This is a genomic window from Anaerolineae bacterium (assembly GCA_011176535.1).
Taxonomy (GTDB): Bacteria; Chloroflexota; Anaerolineae; order Anaerolineales; family DRMV01; genus DUEP01.
Window position 1 is genome coordinate 1 of record DUEP01000126.1, and the last position, 16,711, is coordinate 16,711.

At 64.6% G+C, this 16,711-nt stretch carries 19 protein-coding genes; 7 read left to right on the plus strand and 12 right to left on the minus strand.

Going from position 1 to position 16,711, the window contains the following annotated elements; translation table 11 throughout:
* Positions 1 to 76 precede the first annotated feature (76 nt).
* Both G4O04_10735 and G4O04_10740 read left to right on the plus strand, forming a co-directional pair.
* A complete protein-coding gene (locus G4O04_10735; protein HEY58986.1) occupies positions 77 to 709 on the plus strand; it encodes a helix-turn-helix domain-containing protein in 633 nt (210 codons plus the stop codon).
* Between the two features lie 204 nt (positions 710 to 913).
* Complete coding sequence (locus G4O04_10740; protein HEY58987.1) at positions 914 to 1,627, plus strand: hypothetical protein; 714 nt, start codon at positions 914 to 916, stop codon at positions 1,625 to 1,627.
* A 70-nt stretch (positions 1,628 to 1,697) separates the two neighbouring features.
* Here G4O04_10740 and G4O04_10745 read toward each other — a convergent pair whose 3' ends face one another.
* From G4O04_10745 to G4O04_10770, 6 genes are all read right to left on the minus strand, one after another.
* Positions 1,698 to 2,474 (minus strand): enoyl-CoA hydratase, encoded by a 777-nt coding sequence (locus G4O04_10745; protein ID HEY58988.1) that lies wholly within the window; start codon positions 2,472 to 2,474, stop codon positions 1,698 to 1,700.
* Between the two features lie 82 nt (positions 2,475 to 2,556).
* Positions 2,557 to 2,931, minus strand: a complete 375-nt coding sequence (locus G4O04_10750; GenBank protein HEY58989.1) for a LysM peptidoglycan-binding domain-containing protein — start codon at positions 2,929 to 2,931, stop codon at positions 2,557 to 2,559.
* Between the two features lie 87 nt (positions 2,932 to 3,018).
* Positions 3,019 to 3,372 carry a hypothetical protein gene (locus G4O04_10755; GenBank protein ID HEY58990.1) on the minus strand — a complete coding sequence of 118 codons (354 nt, stop codon included), beginning with the start codon at positions 3,370 to 3,372 and terminating at the stop codon, positions 3,019 to 3,021.
* A gap of 15 nt (positions 3,373 to 3,387) precedes the next feature.
* Complete coding sequence (locus tag G4O04_10760; GenBank protein ID HEY58991.1) at positions 3,388 to 3,663, minus strand: hypothetical protein; 276 nt, start codon at positions 3,661 to 3,663, stop codon at positions 3,388 to 3,390.
* Complete coding sequence (locus tag G4O04_10765) at positions 3,660 to 4,460, minus strand: inositol monophosphatase (protein ID HEY58992.1); 801 nt, start codon at positions 4,458 to 4,460, stop codon at positions 3,660 to 3,662. Before G4O04_10765 ends, G4O04_10760 begins: the two co-directional genes overlap by 4 nt.
* A 65-nt stretch (positions 4,461 to 4,525) precedes the next feature.
* Positions 4,526 to 5,179 carry a response regulator gene (locus tag G4O04_10770; protein HEY58993.1) on the minus strand — a complete coding sequence of 218 codons (654 nt, stop codon included), beginning with the start codon at positions 5,177 to 5,179 and terminating at the stop codon, positions 4,526 to 4,528.
* 94 nt (positions 5,180 to 5,273) lie between these two features.
* On the opposite strand from G4O04_10770, the gene G4O04_10775 reads away from it, so the two are divergent.
* The 5 genes from G4O04_10775 (at position 5,274) to G4O04_10795 (ending at position 11,798) form a co-directional block, all read left to right on the plus strand.
* Entirely contained in the window at positions 5,274 to 7,082 is a 1,809-nt protein-coding gene (locus tag G4O04_10775; protein HEY58994.1) for an SLC13 family permease, read from the plus strand.
* Between the two features lie 27 nt (positions 7,083 to 7,109).
* Positions 7,110 to 8,219 carry a tRNA guanosine(34) transglycosylase Tgt gene (gene tgt, locus G4O04_10780; protein HEY58995.1) on the plus strand — a complete coding sequence of 370 codons (1,110 nt, stop codon included), beginning with the start codon at positions 7,110 to 7,112 and terminating at the stop codon, positions 8,217 to 8,219.
* A gap of 59 nt (positions 8,220 to 8,278) precedes the next feature.
* The gene (gene uppP / locus G4O04_10785; GenBank protein HEY58996.1) at positions 8,279 to 9,094 is read left to right on the plus strand and encodes an undecaprenyl-diphosphatase UppP; all 816 of its coding nucleotides are present in this window, start codon (positions 8,279 to 8,281) and stop codon (positions 9,092 to 9,094) included.
* A gap of 23 nt (positions 9,095 to 9,117) precedes the next feature.
* Positions 9,118 to 9,924 (plus strand): hypothetical protein, encoded by an 807-nt coding sequence (locus G4O04_10790; GenBank protein ID HEY58997.1) that lies wholly within the window; start codon positions 9,118 to 9,120, stop codon positions 9,922 to 9,924.
* Between the two features lie 104 nt (positions 9,925 to 10,028).
* The gene (locus G4O04_10795; protein HEY58998.1) at positions 10,029 to 11,798 is read left to right on the plus strand and encodes a M3 family oligoendopeptidase; all 1,770 of its coding nucleotides are present in this window, start codon (positions 10,029 to 10,031) and stop codon (positions 11,796 to 11,798) included.
* Between the two features lie 58 nt (positions 11,799 to 11,856).
* Here G4O04_10795 and pgeF read toward each other — a convergent pair whose 3' ends face one another.
* The 6 genes from pgeF to G4O04_10825 form a co-directional block, all read right to left on the minus strand.
* Positions 11,857 to 12,645 carry a peptidoglycan editing factor PgeF gene (pgeF, locus tag G4O04_10800; GenBank protein HEY58999.1) on the minus strand — a complete coding sequence of 263 codons (789 nt, stop codon included), beginning with the start codon at positions 12,643 to 12,645 and terminating at the stop codon, positions 11,857 to 11,859.
* A gap of 11 nt (positions 12,646 to 12,656) precedes the next feature.
* A complete protein-coding gene (locus G4O04_10805) occupies positions 12,657 to 13,643 on the minus strand; it encodes a DUF2085 domain-containing protein (GenBank protein HEY59000.1) in 987 nt (328 codons plus the stop codon).
* Positions 13,640 to 14,164 carry a TlpA family protein disulfide reductase gene (locus G4O04_10810; protein HEY59001.1) on the minus strand — a complete coding sequence of 175 codons (525 nt, stop codon included), beginning with the start codon at positions 14,162 to 14,164 and terminating at the stop codon, positions 13,640 to 13,642. Before G4O04_10810 ends, G4O04_10805 begins: the two co-directional genes overlap by 4 nt.
* Positions 14,164 to 14,877, minus strand: coding sequence for a cytochrome c biogenesis protein CcdA (locus tag G4O04_10815; protein HEY59002.1), 714 nt, complete (start codon positions 14,875 to 14,877; stop codon positions 14,164 to 14,166). The genes G4O04_10810 and G4O04_10815 overlap by 1 nt, the downstream gene beginning before the upstream one ends.
* 52 nt (positions 14,878 to 14,929) lie before the next feature.
* On the minus strand, positions 14,930 to 16,006 hold the full coding sequence (locus tag G4O04_10820; GenBank protein HEY59003.1) for a L,D-transpeptidase: 1,077 nt from the start codon (positions 16,004 to 16,006) through the stop codon (positions 14,930 to 14,932).
* A 110-nt stretch (positions 16,007 to 16,116) separates the two neighbouring features.
* Positions 16,117 to 16,686, minus strand: coding sequence for a dCTP deaminase (locus tag G4O04_10825; GenBank protein HEY59004.1), 570 nt, complete (start codon positions 16,684 to 16,686; stop codon positions 16,117 to 16,119).
* Positions 16,687 to 16,711: the final 25 nt, after the last annotated feature.

Below are 16,711 nucleotides of genomic sequence, written 5' to 3' on the forward strand. Positions count from 1 at the left end.
ATCTGAAAGTGTGAAAAGTTTGGTGGCCCTTTTCGAACACTCGTCTTAAAATGTATCCAAATCGAGGGAGTAACCCATGGCAAAAGAATGGCTGACCTTAGGCGAAGTGGCTCAGTTGTTGGGCGTGCATCCCAGCACCGTGCGCAACTGGGCCGACTCGGGGAAAATGCCGGTGCACCGGACCCAGGGAGGGCATCGCCGGTTTCGGCGCAGCGAAGTGGAGTTATGGTTGCAATCCCAGCGCGCCAACGGGGATGCCGCCCAGGCGGAGCAGGTGCTCCAGGAGGCGCTGAAGTACATCCGCTGGCAGATTGCCGAAGGGGAACTGAGCAGACAGGGGTGGTTCCAGAAACTCAATGGGGAGGCGCGCGAAGCCTATCGCAAGTCCGGGCAGGCGTTGATGCAAGGCCTGCTGGTGTATCTGATCGGCAACGAGCAGGCCGGCATGGCCGAGGCGCGCTCGTTGGGCTACGAATACGCCATGCGCGCCCGGCAGTTCGACCTGACCGTGGAAGAGGCGGTGGACGCCTTCACCTTTTTCCGCAATGGGGTGTTCGAGGCCCTGCTGAAGGCTTTCGAGGCTTCGACCGTGCATTCGTCCACGGTGTGGAGCACGCTCACTCGGCGCGTCATGCGTTTCACGGATGAGGTGCTGCGCAGCCTGGTTAGTATTTATATGAAATTGTGCCTGAAGGAATCGGCTGGATGATTTGAGGCCGCCATGAGGGAAAAGCGTTCTTCGACACGCTTTTCGGCCGCGCCCTGGATGCGCTGGCTGGTGCCCCTGGCCCTGGCCCTGTTGGCCCTGGGGCTGTTGGGGGTGGTGGTGTTGACTTTGTTGCCCTGAGGCTGGGCTCCCGGTAAGGGATGCGGTTCGCCCGGCGGAGCGCCCACAACGGTGGCGGAGGCAGTCATGCATTGGATCTCGGCGTTGTCCACCCTGGTGACTTTGCTGTTTGTCGCGGCGGTGCTGCAGCGGTATCGCCGCAGGGGCGGCGCCCACCTGCTTTGGTGGGGGATGGGCCTGGCCTGGTACGGCCTGGGCACCCTGGCCGAGGTGGTGCTGGGCCTGACCTTCAACGCCTGGGTGCTCAAGTTGTGGTACCTCAGCGGCGCAATGTTGACCGCCGCCTGGTTGGGCCAGGGCACGGTGTTTCTCCTGATCCGCCGAGGGCGGTGGGCCAGGGGGAGCGCCTGGGTGCTGCTGGCGGTCTCCCTGGTCGCCGCGGCTCTGGTGTTCTCCGCGCCCATCCTGCCCGCAGCCGCCGACTTCCAGCCCGCTTTGCCCGTCTCTTCGCAGTATCAGGACATCCTGGGGCGCTCGGGGCTGATGCTCACTTTGACCATTTTGCTCAACCTGTACGGTACCCTGACCCTGGTGGGCGGGGCGATTTACTCCGCCTATCTCTTCTGGCGCAAGCAGGTGCTCCTGGAGCGCATGGTGGGCAACATCCTCATTGCGGCCGGCGCGCTGAGCCCGGCCATGGGCGGCTCTCTGCTACGGGCCGGCCTGGCGGACTGGCTGTATGTGAGCGAGTTGTTGGGCGTGGTGCTGATGTTCCTGGGGTTCCGCCTGGCGGTCAAGAGCCGCCCGGCCGAAAAAGCGGCGACCTCTGCCTCGTCGTAGCGCCCCGTTGGCAGGAGCAACGAAAAAGCCACCGAGTCATCCTCGGTGGCTTTTTATATCACGGGGCGGGCTACTTTCCCTTCCACTCCGGCGGGCGTTTTTCAATGAAGGCTTTCATGCCTTCTTCCTGGTCCTCGGTGGCGAAGAGCAGGTAAAACACCCGCCGCTCGTAGGCCAGCCCCTCGGTGAGCGAGGTCTCCAGGGCTTTGTTGACCGCCTCCTTGGCGATGCGCACGGCCACAGGCGCGCGCTCGGCGATTTGCTGCGCCAGTTCCAGCGCTTCGTCCAGGGTGCGCTCCGGCGGCACCACGCGATTGACCAGCCCGAAGCGGGCCGCTTCCTCGGCGCTCAGCGTGCGGTTGTTGAGCACCATCTCCATGGCCAGGTACTTGCCCACGGTGCGGGTGAGCCGCTGGGTGCCGCCCGCCCCCGGAATGATGCCTAAGTTGATCTCCGGCTGGCCGAACTTGGCCGTCTCCGAGGCCACGATCATATCGCAGGTCATGGCCAACTCGAAGCCGCCGCCTAAGGCGTAGCCGGATACGGCGGCGATGATGGGCTTTTTGATCTCGCGGATGCGGTCGAACAGTTCGATATATTCGCGGTTGAGCATGTCCACCGGCGTGGCTTCGGCCATCTCCTTGATGTCGGCCCCGGCGGCGAAGGCCCGCTCGCTGCCGGTGATGACCAGCGCGCCGATGTTCGGGTCGGCGTCGAAGGCTTGCAGGGCGGCCACCAGTTCCCCCATGAGCGTGCGGTTGAGGGCGTTCAGCGCCTTGGGACGGTTGAGGCGAATCAGCCCCACTTTGCCCCGGACTTCGGTAAGGATGGTGGTGTAGTCGCTCATCGCATACCTCCTGGCGAAGGGCAAGGATGTGGACGGAAAAAGACCCCATCAAAAGGATGGGGTCTGAGGTGCACCAGCGGCTTCAGTCCAATTTGGGGATGGTGAGCACCTGTCCCACCTGGATCAGGCTGGGGTTGTTGCCGATACGCTTACGGTTGGCCTGGTAGATGACTTCCCAGTACGCGGCGTTGCCGTAGAACTTGAGAGCGATGGCGCTGAGGGAATCGCCGGGTTGCACGGTGTATTCCACGGGCAGGGTGGCCTTTTCTTGCGCGATTTGCTCTTCTTTCGCCCGCTGGGCGGCTTTGGCGCGAGCCGCCGCCAGACGGCGGTCCATGAGTTCCTTTTGGGCTTTGACGGCCGCGTCGTGCTGCCGGGTGCTTTCCTGGTTTTTACGGGCTTCTTGTTGACGGCGAATCTTCTCGCGGGCTTCGCGGAAAGGGTCTTTCTGTGTCATGTTATTCTCCTTAGGTTGGATGCCTCTCGGTTCGTGACTTCATTATACCCTACTTTTGGGGTTCCCCTTGGCTTTCCCACATCTGCCTCAGTCTGCCGCGCTCTGGCGTCGCAACAGCCGGAAGGCGGTGACGAAGAACACGGCCCAGAGATAGGCCATGACCACCGCCAGCCCGGCTGCCAGCCAGGGCACGCGGAACAAATCCAGGTCAAAGGCCAGGACCAGGGGCAGGTTGAGCATCATCACCGGCACCATGAGGTACATGGCCACGGTCCAGGCCAGCATCCCCAGCGGCTCTGGCAGGGCCCAGGGCGGCGGAGGGGCGGCCCGGTCGGCAAAGACCCAGCCCTGCCCCCAACCCAGGACGATGAGCAGCAGCAATGCCACGGTCACCAGCCCTTTGGCCTTGTCGGGTTGAAGGAGGCTTTTCAGGGTGTTCATCGCGCGAACCGTCTCTTATGCGCGGGAGGCGACCCCCGCGGCAATGTCCGCGAGCAGCCACAAGGCCTGTCCCAAAGCGCCCAGCAGCAGGCCCTGGAAGGCGATCATGCCCGCGGCCAGCACCCGAACCCAGCGCATCCAGGTCGTGGCGTCGCCGAAGAAGGGGGAGGGGTTGAGGGGCATGGCCGTCCCCCTGGCCCAGGCCGTCAAAGCCATGCCCAGGCCCCCCAGGATCAGCAGGGCGCCCAACAGCAGAAAAATTGCAGCGGTGATTTTGGCCACGAGTTTCATGATTCATCTCCTGCCTGAGATGGCGTTTCGTGCAACACGGCCAGCATTTGAGGGTGAAGGTGAGGGTTGGCGGCCAGGATGGATTGCGGGGGCGAAAGGTAGTCCTCGCCGCCGTGGAGGTTGGTCACCACGGCCCCAGCCTCGGCGGCGATCAGCCCCCCGGCCGCCACATCGTAGGGCTGAAGGCGGATTTCCCAGTAACCGTCGAAGCGCCCGGCGGCCACATAGCACAGGTCCAGCGCCGCCGAGCCCAGGCGGCGCACCCCGCGCGTGTGCACGGCAAAGCGGGCGAAGTTGTCCAGGTTGTTCTCCGGGTTGCTCCACATGTCGTAAGGGAAGCCGGTCACCAGCAGGCTCTCGCCCAGGGTACGGGTATCGGACACATGGATGGGTTGCCTGTTGAGCCAGGCTCCCCGACCGCGCTCGGCCGCGAAGCATTCGTCGCGCATGGGGTCGTACACCACGCCGAGCCGCACCACGCCTCCTTCGGCATAAGCCAACGACACGGAGAAAATGGGCACCCCGTGGGCGTAGTTCACCGTGCCGTCCAGGGGGTCCACCAGCCAGAGGGGATCGTCTCCCTCGCTCAGTCCGCTTTCCTCGGCCAGGATGCGGTGGCCGGGGAAGCGTTGCCGAATTTGACCGAGCAAAAAGGTCTCCGATTGATAGTCTATCTCGGTGACCAGATCGATGGCGTGGCTTTTGCTGCCCACCTGATGGCGACGGCCAAAGCCGTGTCGCAGGATGACGCCCGCCTGGCGGGCTAGGAGGATGAGATCGTCCAGCGTGGGTTGCATGGCGCTCCTTGGAGGGAGAAAGAATTTTTGGGGGAGGACGGTCCCTGAGGTCCGGCCTGGAGCTCTTAGCCCTCGGACGAGGAGGCGTCCCCCGGTTCCGAGGCCGCCAGCGCCTGCAAATGGGCCTCGATTTCGGCCAGTTCTTCGCGGATGGCCTGCCGGTGGGTCAGGGCTTCCTGCAGCATGGCCTTGTACGCATCATGTTGAGGTTCCGGCAGGGTGGGAAGCAGCCGCTCCAGACGGCTGATCTGGCGGTTTTTCTGGGCTAGTTTGGCCTGCAGGCGTTCTTTGTGGCCCTGGTAGAAGGCCTTTTCGTCCAGCGGCGGCAGGGTATGTTTTTCTTGGGCGGCGAGGATTTCGGCCACGGTGAGCAGGAATTCGTTGGTGTCGATGGGCTTTTCGATGAATTCCGCTGCGCCCAGTTGCTGGGCAAAAGCCTTGTCTTCGGGGGTGACATAGGTGGCCGAGATGAAGATGATGGGAATGGAGCGCGTCTGAGGATGGCTCCGCAGGCGATAGGCCAGGGCGTAACCGTCCAGGCGAGGCATCAAAATATCGGTGACCACCAGCGCGGGGGGGCGTTGGGCCACTTTTTCCAGGGCTTCGGCGCCGTTGGCGGCGGCAAACACTTCGTAACCCTGGAAGCGCAGGGTCATCACGAGCAAGTCGCGCACATGGGCTACGTCTTCGACGACCAAAATGGGGCCGCTACTGGTCATGGCATCTTCTCCTGCAAGGGACCTGACGAATGCGTGCCGATAGCGCCTTCGATTGTAGCACAAACGAGGAAAGACGGGTATAATGCCCAGCGTTATGATTGCAATTTGGCTCACCCTGGGCATTGCTGTAGCCGCCACGGTGCTGTTGATCAGCGGGCGCGTGCGGGGCGATGTGGTCGGTCTGCTGGTCGCCGCGGCTCTGGCGCTTTCGGGGGGCATCCCGGCCAAGGAAGTGCTGCGGGGGTTGGGGAACCCGGTCATTGTGGTGTTGATTGCCGTTTTTGTGTTGACCAAGGGGCTGGAACTGACGGGGGTGACTGACATCCTGGGGCGGACGCTGACCCGTTGGGCCGGCGGCTCGGAAAAACGTCTGTTGACCACGACCTTTGGCATGGCGGCCCTGCTCTCGTTGTTCATGAACACCATCGCGGCGGCGGCGGTGTTGTTGCCGCCGGTGGCGGCCCTGGCCCGGCGTGACCCGTGCTTTTCGCTGCGCAAGGTGCTCATCCCCCTGGCTTATGGCACCCTGTTGGGGGGGACGGCCACGCTGCTCACCACGGCCAATCTGGTGACCAGCGCGGCACTGGAGGCCCACGGTTGCACGCCCTATGGGGTGTTGGACTTCCTTCCAGTAGGTTTGCCTCTGGTGTTCGTGGGGGGGCTGTTCATAGTGTGGGTGGCCCCTCACCTGTTGCCCAACAGCGACGTTAGGGAGGAGCCGCCGGGGCCTCATCGCTGGACGCTCCACGATTTGGGGGTGGTGTATCCGCTGGACGAAGGACTGCACCTGCTGCGCCTGCGCGAAGGCTCTTCGCTGGTGGAACGCCCGGCCCGGCGGCCCGGTCTGGCCCGGGAGTTGGGCTGGACCCCGGTGGCGCTGCTGCGCGACGAACGCGCTTACCCCATGGCTCGCATCCCCCGCGGGTGGCGGCTACGGCCCGGCGATATCTGGCTGGTGGGGGGGCGGGTGAGCCCGGAGGCGCTGGAGGCTTACGGCCTGGAGGTGGTTTCCCTCGACGAACCTTTGCCCCTCATTCATGAGCAGGCGGCCCTGATCGAGGTGACGCTAAACCCCCATGGCGGGGCGGTGGGCAAGACGCCCCAGGAGTTGCGTCTGCGACGCGACTATGGGGTGCTGGTGTTGATGGTCTGGCGGCAGGGACGGGTGTTCATGAATCGCGTACACCACCTGCCGCTGCAGGCCGGGGATGCTTTGCTGCTTCACGGCCCGCCGGGGAATCTGCAGCGGTTGCTGGACGAGAAAGAGGAGTTTGCCCTTTTGGCCCAGGTGGGGCTGCGTCCCTCCCGCAACCGGGCCAAGGCCCTGGCCGCCATCGCGGCCATGCTCATCGCCCTGCTGCCCGCGGTGCTGGGCTGGATGCCTCTGGCCCTCTCGGCGCTTCTGGGGATGCTTTGGGCCATGCTGACCGGGGTGATTCACCCGGACCAGGCCTATCAGAGTGTGTCGTGGTCGGTGATTTTCCTGGTGGCCGGGATGATCCCCCTGGCCAGGGCCATGCAAAGCACCGGCGCGGCAGCGCTGGTCAGCGAGGCCATGCTGCGGCCTCTGGGCCCCCACGCCCCGGCCTGGGCGGTGGCGGCGGCGTTCCTGGTGCTCACCGTGGCGCTGACGCAAATCATCAGCGGCCAGGCGGCGGCGCTCATCCTGGCCCCCCTGGCCATTGCGGCGGCGGAACACCACGGGCTGGACCCCCGCGGCCTGGCGATGGCCGTGGCCGTGGGCGCCTCGCTGGCCTTTTTGCTCCCCACGGCCCACCCCGCCAATCTGCTGGTTATGGGGCCGGGGCATTATCAGCCGCGGGACTATCTGCGGGTCGGTTTGCCCCTGACCCTGGTGCTTTTGCCGGTGGCTTTGCTGGCGTTGCAATGGGTCTGGCTGTAAACCCTGCTGCGTGATGAAAAGGAGAACATGGGTCCGTTGTTTGCTTTTGAGGTGCTTGCTACCGATGGGCAGGCCCGTGCCGGGGTGCTCCACACGCCGCACGGGGCGTTGCTCACGCCGGTCTTCGCCCCTGTGGGCACCCAGGCCACGGTCAAAGCGATGACCCCCGCCCAACTGGAGGAGGTGGGGGCGTCGTTGGTGTTGGCAAACACCTTTCACCTTTATCTGCGCCCCGGAGATGAGGTCGTGGCGGCGCTGGGGGGGCTGCACGAATTCATGCAGTGGCCGCATCCCATCCTCACCGATTCGGGGGGCTTTCAGGTGTTCTCCCTGGCGAAGATTCGCGAGGTGGACGACGATGGCGTAACCTTCCGCAGCCCTCTGGACGGCTCGACGCATCGCTTCACTCCGGAGAAAGCCATCGCCATCCAGGAAAACCTGGGCGCGGACATCATCATGGTCTTTGATGAGTGCCCGGACCCCTACGACCGAGCTTACAACGAAGAAGCCCTGGCGCGCACGCACCGCTGGGCCGAGCGCTGCCTGGCTGCCAAGACGCGCCCTGATCAGGCCCTCTTTGGCATCGTGCAGGGCGGTGTGTTCCCCGATTTGCGAGGGCAATCGGCGCGCTTCATCGCTTCGTTGGGCTTCCCCGGCTATGCCATCGGCGGCCTCTCGGTGGGCGAGACCAAGGCCGAGATGTACGCCATGATCGAGGTGGTCAACGCGGTGCTGCCCGCCGACAAGCCACGTTATCTCATGGGCGTGGGCACGCCGCAGGACCTGGTCGAGGCCGTGCGGCGCGGCGTGGACATTTTCGATTGTGTGCTCCCTACCCGCCTGGCCCGCCATCACGCCGCCATGCTCCGCAATGGTGGGCGGCTCAACCTGCGGCGCGCCGAGTTCGCCCGCGACCCGCGGCCCATCGACCCCACCTGCACCTGCTACACCTGTCGCCATTTCAGCCGTGGCTATCTGCGCCACCTGATCGTGGCCCGGGAGATGCTGGCGGCCACGCTGCTCTCCATCCACAACATCCACACCCTGACGCAACTCACCTGGGAGATGAGGCAGACCATCCTGGAAGGCCGCTTCACCGCCTGGGCAGAGGCCTTCTTGAAAGCCGTGCCTGCCTGAAAAAGCCGCATGGCCTCCACGCTTCGGCGTGCATCCCGCGGCCTTTGTGAGGATTTCCCATGACCCTTTTCCAAGCCTTCGTTCTGGGCCTTGTGCAAGGGCTCACCGAGTTCTTTCCCATTTCCAGTTCGGGGCATTTGGCCCTGGTGCCGCGGTTTTTAGGCTGGCACTTTTACGGCGGCAACACCTTTGCCTTTAATGTGCTGGTGCAGGTGGGCACCTTAGTGGCCGTGATCGGCTACTTCTGGCGCGATTTGGAGCAAATCGCCGTGGCTTGGCTTCGGGGGCTTTGGCGGCGTCAGCCCTGGGCGACCTTAGAGGCCCGCATGGGCTGGTATCTCATTCTGGCCACCCTGCCGGCCGTGGTGGGCGGGTTGTTGTTGCAGCACCGCGTCGAAGCCGCCTTTAGCAACCCGCGGGCCGTGGGGTTCTTTCTGTTGTTGACGGCCCTACTGCTGTTCAGCGCCGACAGGCTGGGCCGCCAGAAACGCGCCTGGGCGCAGTTTCAGGGCAAGGACGCCTTGACGATGGGCTTCTTCCAGGTGTTGGCGTTGTTCCCAGGCGTGTCGCGCTCTGGCTCGACCATCGCCGGGGGGATGTATCGGCATCTGGATCGCCCCACGGCGGCCCGCTTTTCCTTTTTGATGAGTGTGCCGGTGATGTTGGGCGCAGGGGCCCTGGCGTTGGTGGATTTGTTCCGGCAACCGCAACCGGCTTCGGCCACGCTGGCCCCCTTGATGGTGGGCTTTCTCACCGCGGCCGTGAGCGGGTACCTCTCCATCCGCTGGCTACTCCGTTACCTGGTGCGCCACAATCTCACGGTGTTTGCTGTATACTGCGCTGTACTGGGGTTGACGGCGCTGCTGTTGTTCTGAAGACGCTTTTGGGAGGGCTGGTCGTGCAACACCAACGGGGTTGGACAGCGACTGTACGCCGCAGTCATCTTTGGCTGGGGATGGTGGTGCTGCTTGGCGTATGGGCGCTCACGGCGTGCGCCACGGCGATCCCTACCCCTACGCCTATGCCCACACCCACCGCGCCGACTTTCCTGGTAGTGGCGCATCCTCCCGACCTGACCCCCTGGGATGCGGATTTGCAGCGTTGCGCCCGGACATGGAACCTTCCCCTGGTGGTGCACGAGGTGGCGTTGCGCGCCTTGCCCACCACCGAGGCGGATGTGGTGCTCACCTGGGGCGCTCCGCCCGCGGAGGCCCACGCCTTCGCCTTGGGCGAGGAGACGGTCTGGGCGGTGACCTCGCGCACCAACCCGGTGCGTGATTTGTCCCCCGCCCAGGTGCGGTGGTTGTTTTTGGGTTGGGTGACGGATTGGCGCGATTTTGGGGGGCGGGCTCAGGGGGTGCGCCTCTGGGCGCCCGACGAGGATGACCTGGTGTATCCCGTGTTGGAAGACCTGCTCCTCGGTGTGCCGCCCGCTTCACAGGCCAAAGTGGTGCCGGGCCCCAGAGCCGCTCTGGAGGCCCTGGCAAAGGTGCCCGGTGGTGTGGCCCTGTTGCCAGGCCGCTGGCTGGTGGCGGCGGATCTCCCGCCGGAGGTGGCCTCTCGTGTCGAAAAGGTGGCCGTGCTCAGCGCCGAACCGCTGGGCCAGACGCCCGTGGTGGCGTTCACCTGGGAGGAGCCCCAGGGCACTGCGCGCGACCTCATCGCGTGTTTGCAGGGGACAGCACCCCCTCAGGGGGGCGAATAGCCTCTGGCGCCGGCGCCGGCCCCGGGATCCAGAGTTTTTAGATGTCGAACGGCGTTGCAGTACAATAGGGGCATGCAATCCCTTGGCATCGAGAAGGAGGAACGATGGACGCTCCGGTAACTTTTCAGCAAGAGCGTTGGAGTCTGGCTGATTTGTTCGCCTCGCCTCAGGAGGCGGAACAGGCTTTTCAAGAGGTGGAGCAACGCGTCGCCGCCATCGAGGCCTGGCGCGACAAGTTGACCCCCGACATCCCCGCCGGGCAGTTTATGGCCCTGCTCCGCGAGATCGAAGACCTCAACCGGCTGGCGTATCGCATTCACGGCTACGCCAGCCTGCGCTTTGCCGAAAACACCCAGGACCAGGAAGCGCAGAATATGCTGGGCAAGGTGCGCCAGTTCATGGCACTGATGGGTAATCGCTTGCTCTTCTTCGAGTTATGGTGGCGCAACCTGGACGAGGAGAACGCCCAACGCCTGATGGCTGAGGCGGGGGATTACCGCTATTATCTGGAAAAGCAGCGCCTCTACCGCCCGCACACCCTGAGCGAGGCGGAGGAGAAGATCATCAACCTCAAGGATGTGACCGGGGTGAACGCGCTGATCACCCTTTACAGCGCCATCACCAATCGCTATGTGTTCCGCCTGGAGGTGGATGGCGAGGTCAAAGAGCTCACCCGGGGCGAGTTGATGGTGTACGCCCGGCATCATGACCCCGATTTGCGGGCCCGCGCCTACCAGGAACTTTATCGGGTGTACGGCAACGACGGGGCCATCCTGGGCCAGATGTACCAGGCCGTGGTGCGGGACTGGTACAACGAGAATGTGCTGCTGCGCAGGTATGCCAGCCCCATCTCGGTGCGCAATTTGCACAATCATCTCCCCGATGAGGTGGTGGATACCCTGTTGGCGGTTTGTCGTGACAACGCCGAGGTGTTCCGGCGCTTCTTCCGCCTCAAGGCCCGCGTGCTGGGGATGGACCGCCTGCGGCGTTACGATGTTTACGCCCCGGTGGCGAAGTCGGACAAGACCTATGACTTTGCCACGGCGGCCCGGATGGTGCTGGATGCCTTCAAGCGTTTCGACCCCCGCATCGCCGATCTGGCCCGGCGGGTGTTCGCCGAGCATCATCTGGACAGCGAGGTGCGCAGGGGAAAGAGGGGCGGGGCCTTTTGCTCCACCGTGACCCCGGACCTGACCCCCTGGGTACTGGTGAATTATCAGGGTCGGGTCGATGACATCGCCACCCTGGCCCACGAGTTGGGCCATGCCATTCACTCGATGCTGGCTGCCCACCACAGCCTGTTCACCCAACACGCGCCTCTGCCGCTGGCCGAGACCGCCTCGACCTTTGGCGAGATGATCCTCATCGACGCGCTGCTGGAACAGGAAAGCGACGAGACCGTGCGCCGCGATATCCTCTTCCGCCAGGTGGACGACAACTACGCCACCATCCTGCGGCAGGCGTACTTTGCCCTTTTCGAAAAGCAGGCCCACGACATGGTGCAGCAGGGCGCCTCGGTGGAGGATCTGGCGGAAGCCTACATGGACAACCTGCGCGATCAGTTTGATGACGCCGTGGCGTTGAGCGATGAGTTCCGTTGGGAGTGGGTCTCCATCCCGCACATCTATCACGCCCCCTTCTATGTGTACGCCTATGCCTTTGGCCAGTTGCTCGTGCTGGCCCTTTACCGGCGCTACAAGGAAGAGGGCGAGGCCTTCAAGGAGCGCTACATCAACCTGTTGGCCACCGGAGGCTCCAAGCCGCCCATGGAGATGCTGGCCGAAGCCGGGGTCGATGTCAGCCGCCCCGAATTCTGGCAGGGCGGGTTTGACATCATCAACGGCTGGATTGACCAACTGGAGGGCATGGTGTAGTCCGGAGCCCGAGGCTGGATTCCCGGCCCGGCAGGTGAACAAACCTGTCGGGCCTTTTTTATTCCGGCAGGGCGATGAGCGTGCCGAAGCGTCCGGTTTTCCCCTTTTCGGCACGGTGGGAGTACCAGTCTTCCAGGTGGCAGGCGGTGCAGATTTCGGCCACTTCAATCTGCCGCACGCCGGCCTGCTCCAGCAGCCAGCGGTTGGCCGCCCAGAGGTCGAAGTGCACCCGCTGCCCGCCCGGATGGGGCAGCAGGGCCTCGGCCTGCTCACCAAAGGCGGCCCGCACCTGGGCCGCCACTTCTTCGCCCACCTCGTAGTGGTCCGGGCCGATGGAGGGGCCGATGGCCGCCAGGATGTCGGCGGGGCGAGAGCCGTAGCAGGCGACCATCTGCTCCACGGCTTTTTTCGTCACCCCCAGCACTGTGCCGCGCCAGCCCGCATGGACGAGGCCTACCACCCGCTGCACGGGGTCGGCCAGCAGGATGGGCACGCAGTCCGCATAGCGCATGACTAAGGTCACATCGGGGCGGTCGGTCAGCATGGCGTCGGCCTGGATGTGGGGGCGTGCGTCCGGGCGGGGGGTGTGGGCGCAGACCACCGTGGCGCTGTGGACCAGCCACACATCGTAACGCGAGGCCAGAGGCCGCTCCAGGGCGGCGAACACCCGGCGCAGGTTCTCCTGCACCCGCCCACGCTCGTCCCCCACCCTGTTGCCTAAGTTGAGGGAATCCCACGGCGGGGGGCTGACACCCCCGCGGCGGGTGAACACCCCGTGGGGGATTCCGGCTTCGGCCAGAAGGGAGGCGACCCAGTATTTCAGGGGTGGTTGTTTCACAAAGGGCATGGACGGTTCTCTCACGGGCGGGGTTCGGCGGGCCGCTGGCCCGTCATCCGCGGGGCCATGAGTTCCCGGGTTTCGGCCATGGATTGCTCCACCAGGGGGTAGCCAAACCAGGCGGTGGTGAACCCGAAGAGAAAGCCGGTGAGGGTGCGCAGCAAAGGCGTGCTTTCGCGGAAAGGCAGCAGGTGGAACGGGGCTTGGCTGAGGATCTGGCTCAAGCCGTCCACGCCGATGGGGGCCCAGCCGATGAGAAGCCACAGGGCCAGGGGCAGGGGCTTGGTGTGTCGGCGCATCAGGGCGAAGAACAGGCCGAAAAGCAGGATGGCGCCGTAGATGGCCACATCGCGCTGGCAAAGGGCCACCTTGTAGCCCACCTGGGGGTTGCCGAGGAAGCGCCGCGCGGCCAGCAGGGTTTGGGGACGGTTGCTTTCATCCAGGCCGGTGGCTTGCTGGAAGGACTGCCATCCCGGCGGGGCGGCGTATTGGCGGGGGTAGGCCGGTTGTTCGCCGAAGAGGAACCAGGAACGAAAGGCCAGTTGATGACAGACGCCGCCGTAGAGGCGGTAGAGCACGCGGGCAGGGGCTTCGGCCCCGGCGTGCATGAGCATCGGGGCGGCAAAGGCTCCTCCCACATACAGAGCCACCAACAGATTGAACACGAAGAGCCAGTGATGGGCGAACCACCAGACCGCCCGCTCGACGGTGGTGATGGCCCGTGGAGAGGGTGGGTTGGAGGACGTGGTACCGCGTTGCCGTTGACCATCCCGGGCCGCCTGCAAGGCGATGAGCAGGCGGGTGCGGTCGAAGGGCGGGTTGAGGCGATAGGGGCCGATGCGCACCTGAGGCAGTTCCCCCAGGCGGCGGGCCAGGGCTTCATCCTCCCCCACATCCACCTCGGTGACTTCGTGGGGCACTTCGTCACGCAGCGCGGCCAGCAGGTCACGCACCTTTTGGGTGGCTTCCTTGGCCTCGGTGTGGGTGTAGATGGTGACGCGGATCATGGGGCGACTCCAACAGCGGTGAGCCCTTGGCGCAGGGTGTCTTCGTCGAGGGCGCCGATATGGACAAAGCGGACAATGCCTTGCGCATCGAGGAAGAAGGTGGTTGGAAGTCCATGGACGCCGTAGCGGGTGGCGACGGCGCCTTGGGTGTCCAGCGCCACGGGCGGGGTGAGCCCTTGCGCGGCGAGAAAGGCGCGAGTGTCCTGCGCCCCATCGCCCACATCTACGGCGACGACGGCCACATCGGTGCGCTGGCGGGCCAGGCGGTCGAGCAAAGGCATCTCCGCACGGCAGGGCGGGCACCACACGGCCCAGAAGTTCACCAGCACGGGGCGCAGACGGAAGTCGGCCAACTTTACCGGATGCCCCTGGAGGTCTTTCAGTTCCCAGGTGGGGGCGGGGTAGCCCACCACGGGCCGCGCGCCGGTGTGCAGCAGGCGGTTGCCCACCACCACGGCCAAAGCCATGCCCAGAAGGAAGAGCAGGCTCCGCAGGAAAGGGGGGCGCCAATCGGGACGCATTACAGCCCGAAGTCGAAGAAGTTACCCAGTTGAGCCAGGCGCGCGAAGGTGCCCGTGAGCAGCATCACGCCCACGATGACCAGCAGCACACCCATGACGATTTCGGCGATGCGGGAGACGCGGCTGTAGCGGCGGATGAGTTTTGCCACCGGCTCCAGCGCCAGGGCGGTCAGCAGGAAAGGCACGGCCAGGCCCGCGGAGTACACGCTGAGCAAAAGCGCGCCCTGAGCCACCGAGCCGCCTTGCAGCGAGAGGGTGAGAATGGCGCCCAGCACCGGCCCCACGCAGGGCGACCAGCCCGCCGAAAAGAGCACGCCCATCAGCGCCGAGGAGAGCAGCCCTTTGCCTTCCACCTCCATCTCGGGCCGCAGGTCCTGTTCCAGGAAGGGGATGCGGTAGATGCCGATGGTGTGGATGCCAAAGATGATGACGATCAGGCCGCCGATGCGGGCCAGCCAGAAGCGCAGGTCATACAGGGCGCCGCCCAGAGCCGAGGCCCCCACGCCCAGGAGCACGAACACGGCGCTGAACCCCAGCACGAAGGCCAGGCCGTGGATGAACACCCGACCGCGCGAGACCGGGGTTTCCTCGTCCTGAGCCCCGATGGCCATCCCGCCCAGATAGCCGATGTAGGCCGGTACCAGCGGCAGCACGCAGGGCGAGAGGAAAGAAAGCAGACCCGCCAGAAAAGCCAAACCTGCGGTGACTTGCATGGATGCTACCTCCTGAAGAAAGTCCCCTCTCGTCTATGGGAAGGGGGTTTGTTCAACCTAGCCCCTCGATCACGGTGATCTTCGTGCCGCCGGGCATGCTCACCGTGACATCCCCCGGATCGTAGGGCACGGAAGGGGCCGTCCAGCGAAAGACCCACAGCGCATCTTCGGGCCGGGTGTTCACGCAGCCGTGGGACATGGGCACGCCGAAGTTGTTGTGCCAGAAGGTGCTGTGGATGGCGACGCCATTGTCGGCGAAGAGGGAGGTCCAGCCGATGCCGGGCAAATCGTACCCCCCGCCGGTGGACCCGCCGCTCATGTGGACGCTGACCAGTTTGCGCCAGATGGGGTAGGTGCCCAGAGGGGTCGCCCACTTGTCCACCGCCTGCCCGGCGGCGTTGAACCTGGCCCCGGTGGACACGCGGCAAAAGTACACCTCGCTCCCACCTTCGTAACACGAGAGCGTCTGGTAGGTCACATTGACCACGATGCGCTTGTCTTCCACCTCGGGGGAGATAGGGGTCAACTCTTCCGGGGTGATGGGGCGGAAGGCTTCGGCCCGGGCCCAGAACCAGTCGCCGTAACTGCCGTAGCGGTCGCCCACGCGGTACCACACCAGCCCGTTTTCGTCGGTGCGGATGGCATTGGCCCAAAGGATTTGGCTGTAATACAGGCGTGGCCGCGAGGTGTGCTTGAGCCAGGGCGAGCGTGCGGGTGGGTTGTCCAGGATGATGTCCACATAGGGCACGCTCACTTCCACCCACATCCCCTCCGCGGCGTAGGGGAACCGCTGCAAGGGCTTGTTGGGCCGAAAGCGCACCGGCTGCAGATAGGGCGCCCAGACATAGCCTTTCTCGGTCTCCACGAAACGCTGACTGACGCGATAAGGGTTGCGGCCCACCACTTCCCGCTGCCAGGTCACCACAGCATCCTCGTAAAGCACAGTGGCCGTCGGCGCGTCCACATCGGGGCGTACCTTGGCTTCCACCTTGCCGCCGACGCACACGCGTCCCAAGGGCGTGTCCTCGGGAAAGGTTTGCCAGGGGAGCAGCTGGCTCAGTGGGCGCAGCGCCACCGTGCCCAGCCCCAGGACGGCCAGTTTGAGAAAATCGCGGCGAGAAAGCATCATGGGACCCTCACAGTCTCCAAAGGATACCACAGAACGCGCCTTTTTCGGGTCCGGCTGGGCGGGGAACCCGGGGCGAGGCCGCGCCCCAGGGTGAAAACTCGCCCCTGGGGTCAGTCCGTTTCCCGTAGCATCCGGGGCAGCACGATGCCCTGTTGGCGCTGATACTTGCCCTTCTTGTCGGCGTAGGAGATTTCGCACTCCTCGTCAGCCTCGAAAAAGAGCACCTGGGCAATGCCTTCGTTGGCGTAGATTTTGGCGGGTAAAGGCGTGGTGTTGGAGATTTCCAAGGTGACATACCCTTCCCACTCCGGCTCGAAGGGCGTGACATTGACGATGATGCCGCAACGGGCGTAGGTGCTTTTGCCCAGACAAATGGTCAACACATTGCGCGGGATACGGAAGTATTCCACCGAGCGGGCCAGGGCGAAGGAGTTGGGCGGGATGATGCACACATTACCCTTGAAGTCCACCATGGAGCGCGGGTCGAAGCCTTTGGGGTCCACCACGCTGGAGAACACGTTGGTGAAAATCTTGAACTCGTCGGCCACGCGGATGTCGTAGCCGTAGGACGATAGCCCGTAGGAGATGACACCGGTCTGGACCTGACGGTCGACAAAGGGCTCGATCATGCCATGCTCCAAAGCCATTTTGCGGATCCAATGGTCGGGTTTGAGGCCCATGGTTTTCCTCCTTCACGGGTTGTGG

Bases quoted from the DNA above. Each gene is read 5' to 3' on its own strand.
- G4O04_10770 (HEY58993.1), bottom strand. From the start codon at position 5,179: ATGACCAGTAGCGGCCCCATTTTGGTCGTCGAAGACGTAGCCCATGTG.
- G4O04_10825 (HEY59004.1), bottom strand. From the start codon at position 16,686: ATGGGCCTCAAACCCGACCATTGGATCCGCAAAATGGCTTTGGAGCAT.
- G4O04_10745 (HEY58988.1), bottom strand. From the start codon at position 2,474: ATGAGCGACTACACCACCATCCTTACCGAAGTCCGGGGCAAAGTGGGG.
- G4O04_10775 (HEY58994.1), top strand. From the start codon at position 5,274: ATGATTGCAATTTGGCTCACCCTGGGCATTGCTGTAGCCGCCACGGTG.
- pgeF (HEY58999.1), bottom strand. From the start codon at position 12,645: ATGCCCTTTGTGAAACAACCACCCCTGAAATACTGGGTCGCCTCCCTT.
- G4O04_10805 (HEY59000.1), bottom strand. From the start codon at position 13,643: ATGATCCGCGTCACCATCTACACCCACACCGAGGCCAAGGAAGCCACC.
- G4O04_10760 (HEY58991.1), bottom strand. From the start codon at position 3,663: ATGAAACTCGTGGCCAAAATCACCGCTGCAATTTTTCTGCTGTTGGGC.
- G4O04_10765 (HEY58992.1), bottom strand. From the start codon at position 4,460: ATGCAACCCACGCTGGACGATCTCATCCTCCTAGCCCGCCAGGCGGGC.
- tgt (HEY58995.1), top strand. From the start codon at position 7,110: ATGGGTCCGTTGTTTGCTTTTGAGGTGCTTGCTACCGATGGGCAGGCC.
- G4O04_10735 (HEY58986.1), top strand. From the start codon at position 77: ATGGCAAAAGAATGGCTGACCTTAGGCGAAGTGGCTCAGTTGTTGGGC.
- G4O04_10820 (HEY59003.1), bottom strand. From the start codon at position 16,006: ATGATGCTTTCTCGCCGCGATTTTCTCAAACTGGCCGTCCTGGGGCTG.
- G4O04_10795 (HEY58998.1), top strand. From the start codon at position 10,029: ATGGACGCTCCGGTAACTTTTCAGCAAGAGCGTTGGAGTCTGGCTGAT.
- uppP (HEY58996.1), top strand. From the start codon at position 8,279: ATGACCCTTTTCCAAGCCTTCGTTCTGGGCCTTGTGCAAGGGCTCACC.
- G4O04_10815 (HEY59002.1), bottom strand. From the start codon at position 14,877: ATGCAAGTCACCGCAGGTTTGGCTTTTCTGGCGGGTCTGCTTTCTTTC.
- G4O04_10810 (HEY59001.1), bottom strand. From the start codon at position 14,164: ATGCGTCCCGATTGGCGCCCCCCTTTCCTGCGGAGCCTGCTCTTCCTT.
- G4O04_10750 (HEY58989.1), bottom strand. From the start codon at position 2,931: ATGACACAGAAAGACCCTTTCCGCGAAGCCCGCGAGAAGATTCGCCGT.
- G4O04_10755 (HEY58990.1), bottom strand. From the start codon at position 3,372: ATGAACACCCTGAAAAGCCTCCTTCAACCCGACAAGGCCAAAGGGCTG.
- G4O04_10740 (HEY58987.1), top strand. From the start codon at position 914: ATGCATTGGATCTCGGCGTTGTCCACCCTGGTGACTTTGCTGTTTGTC.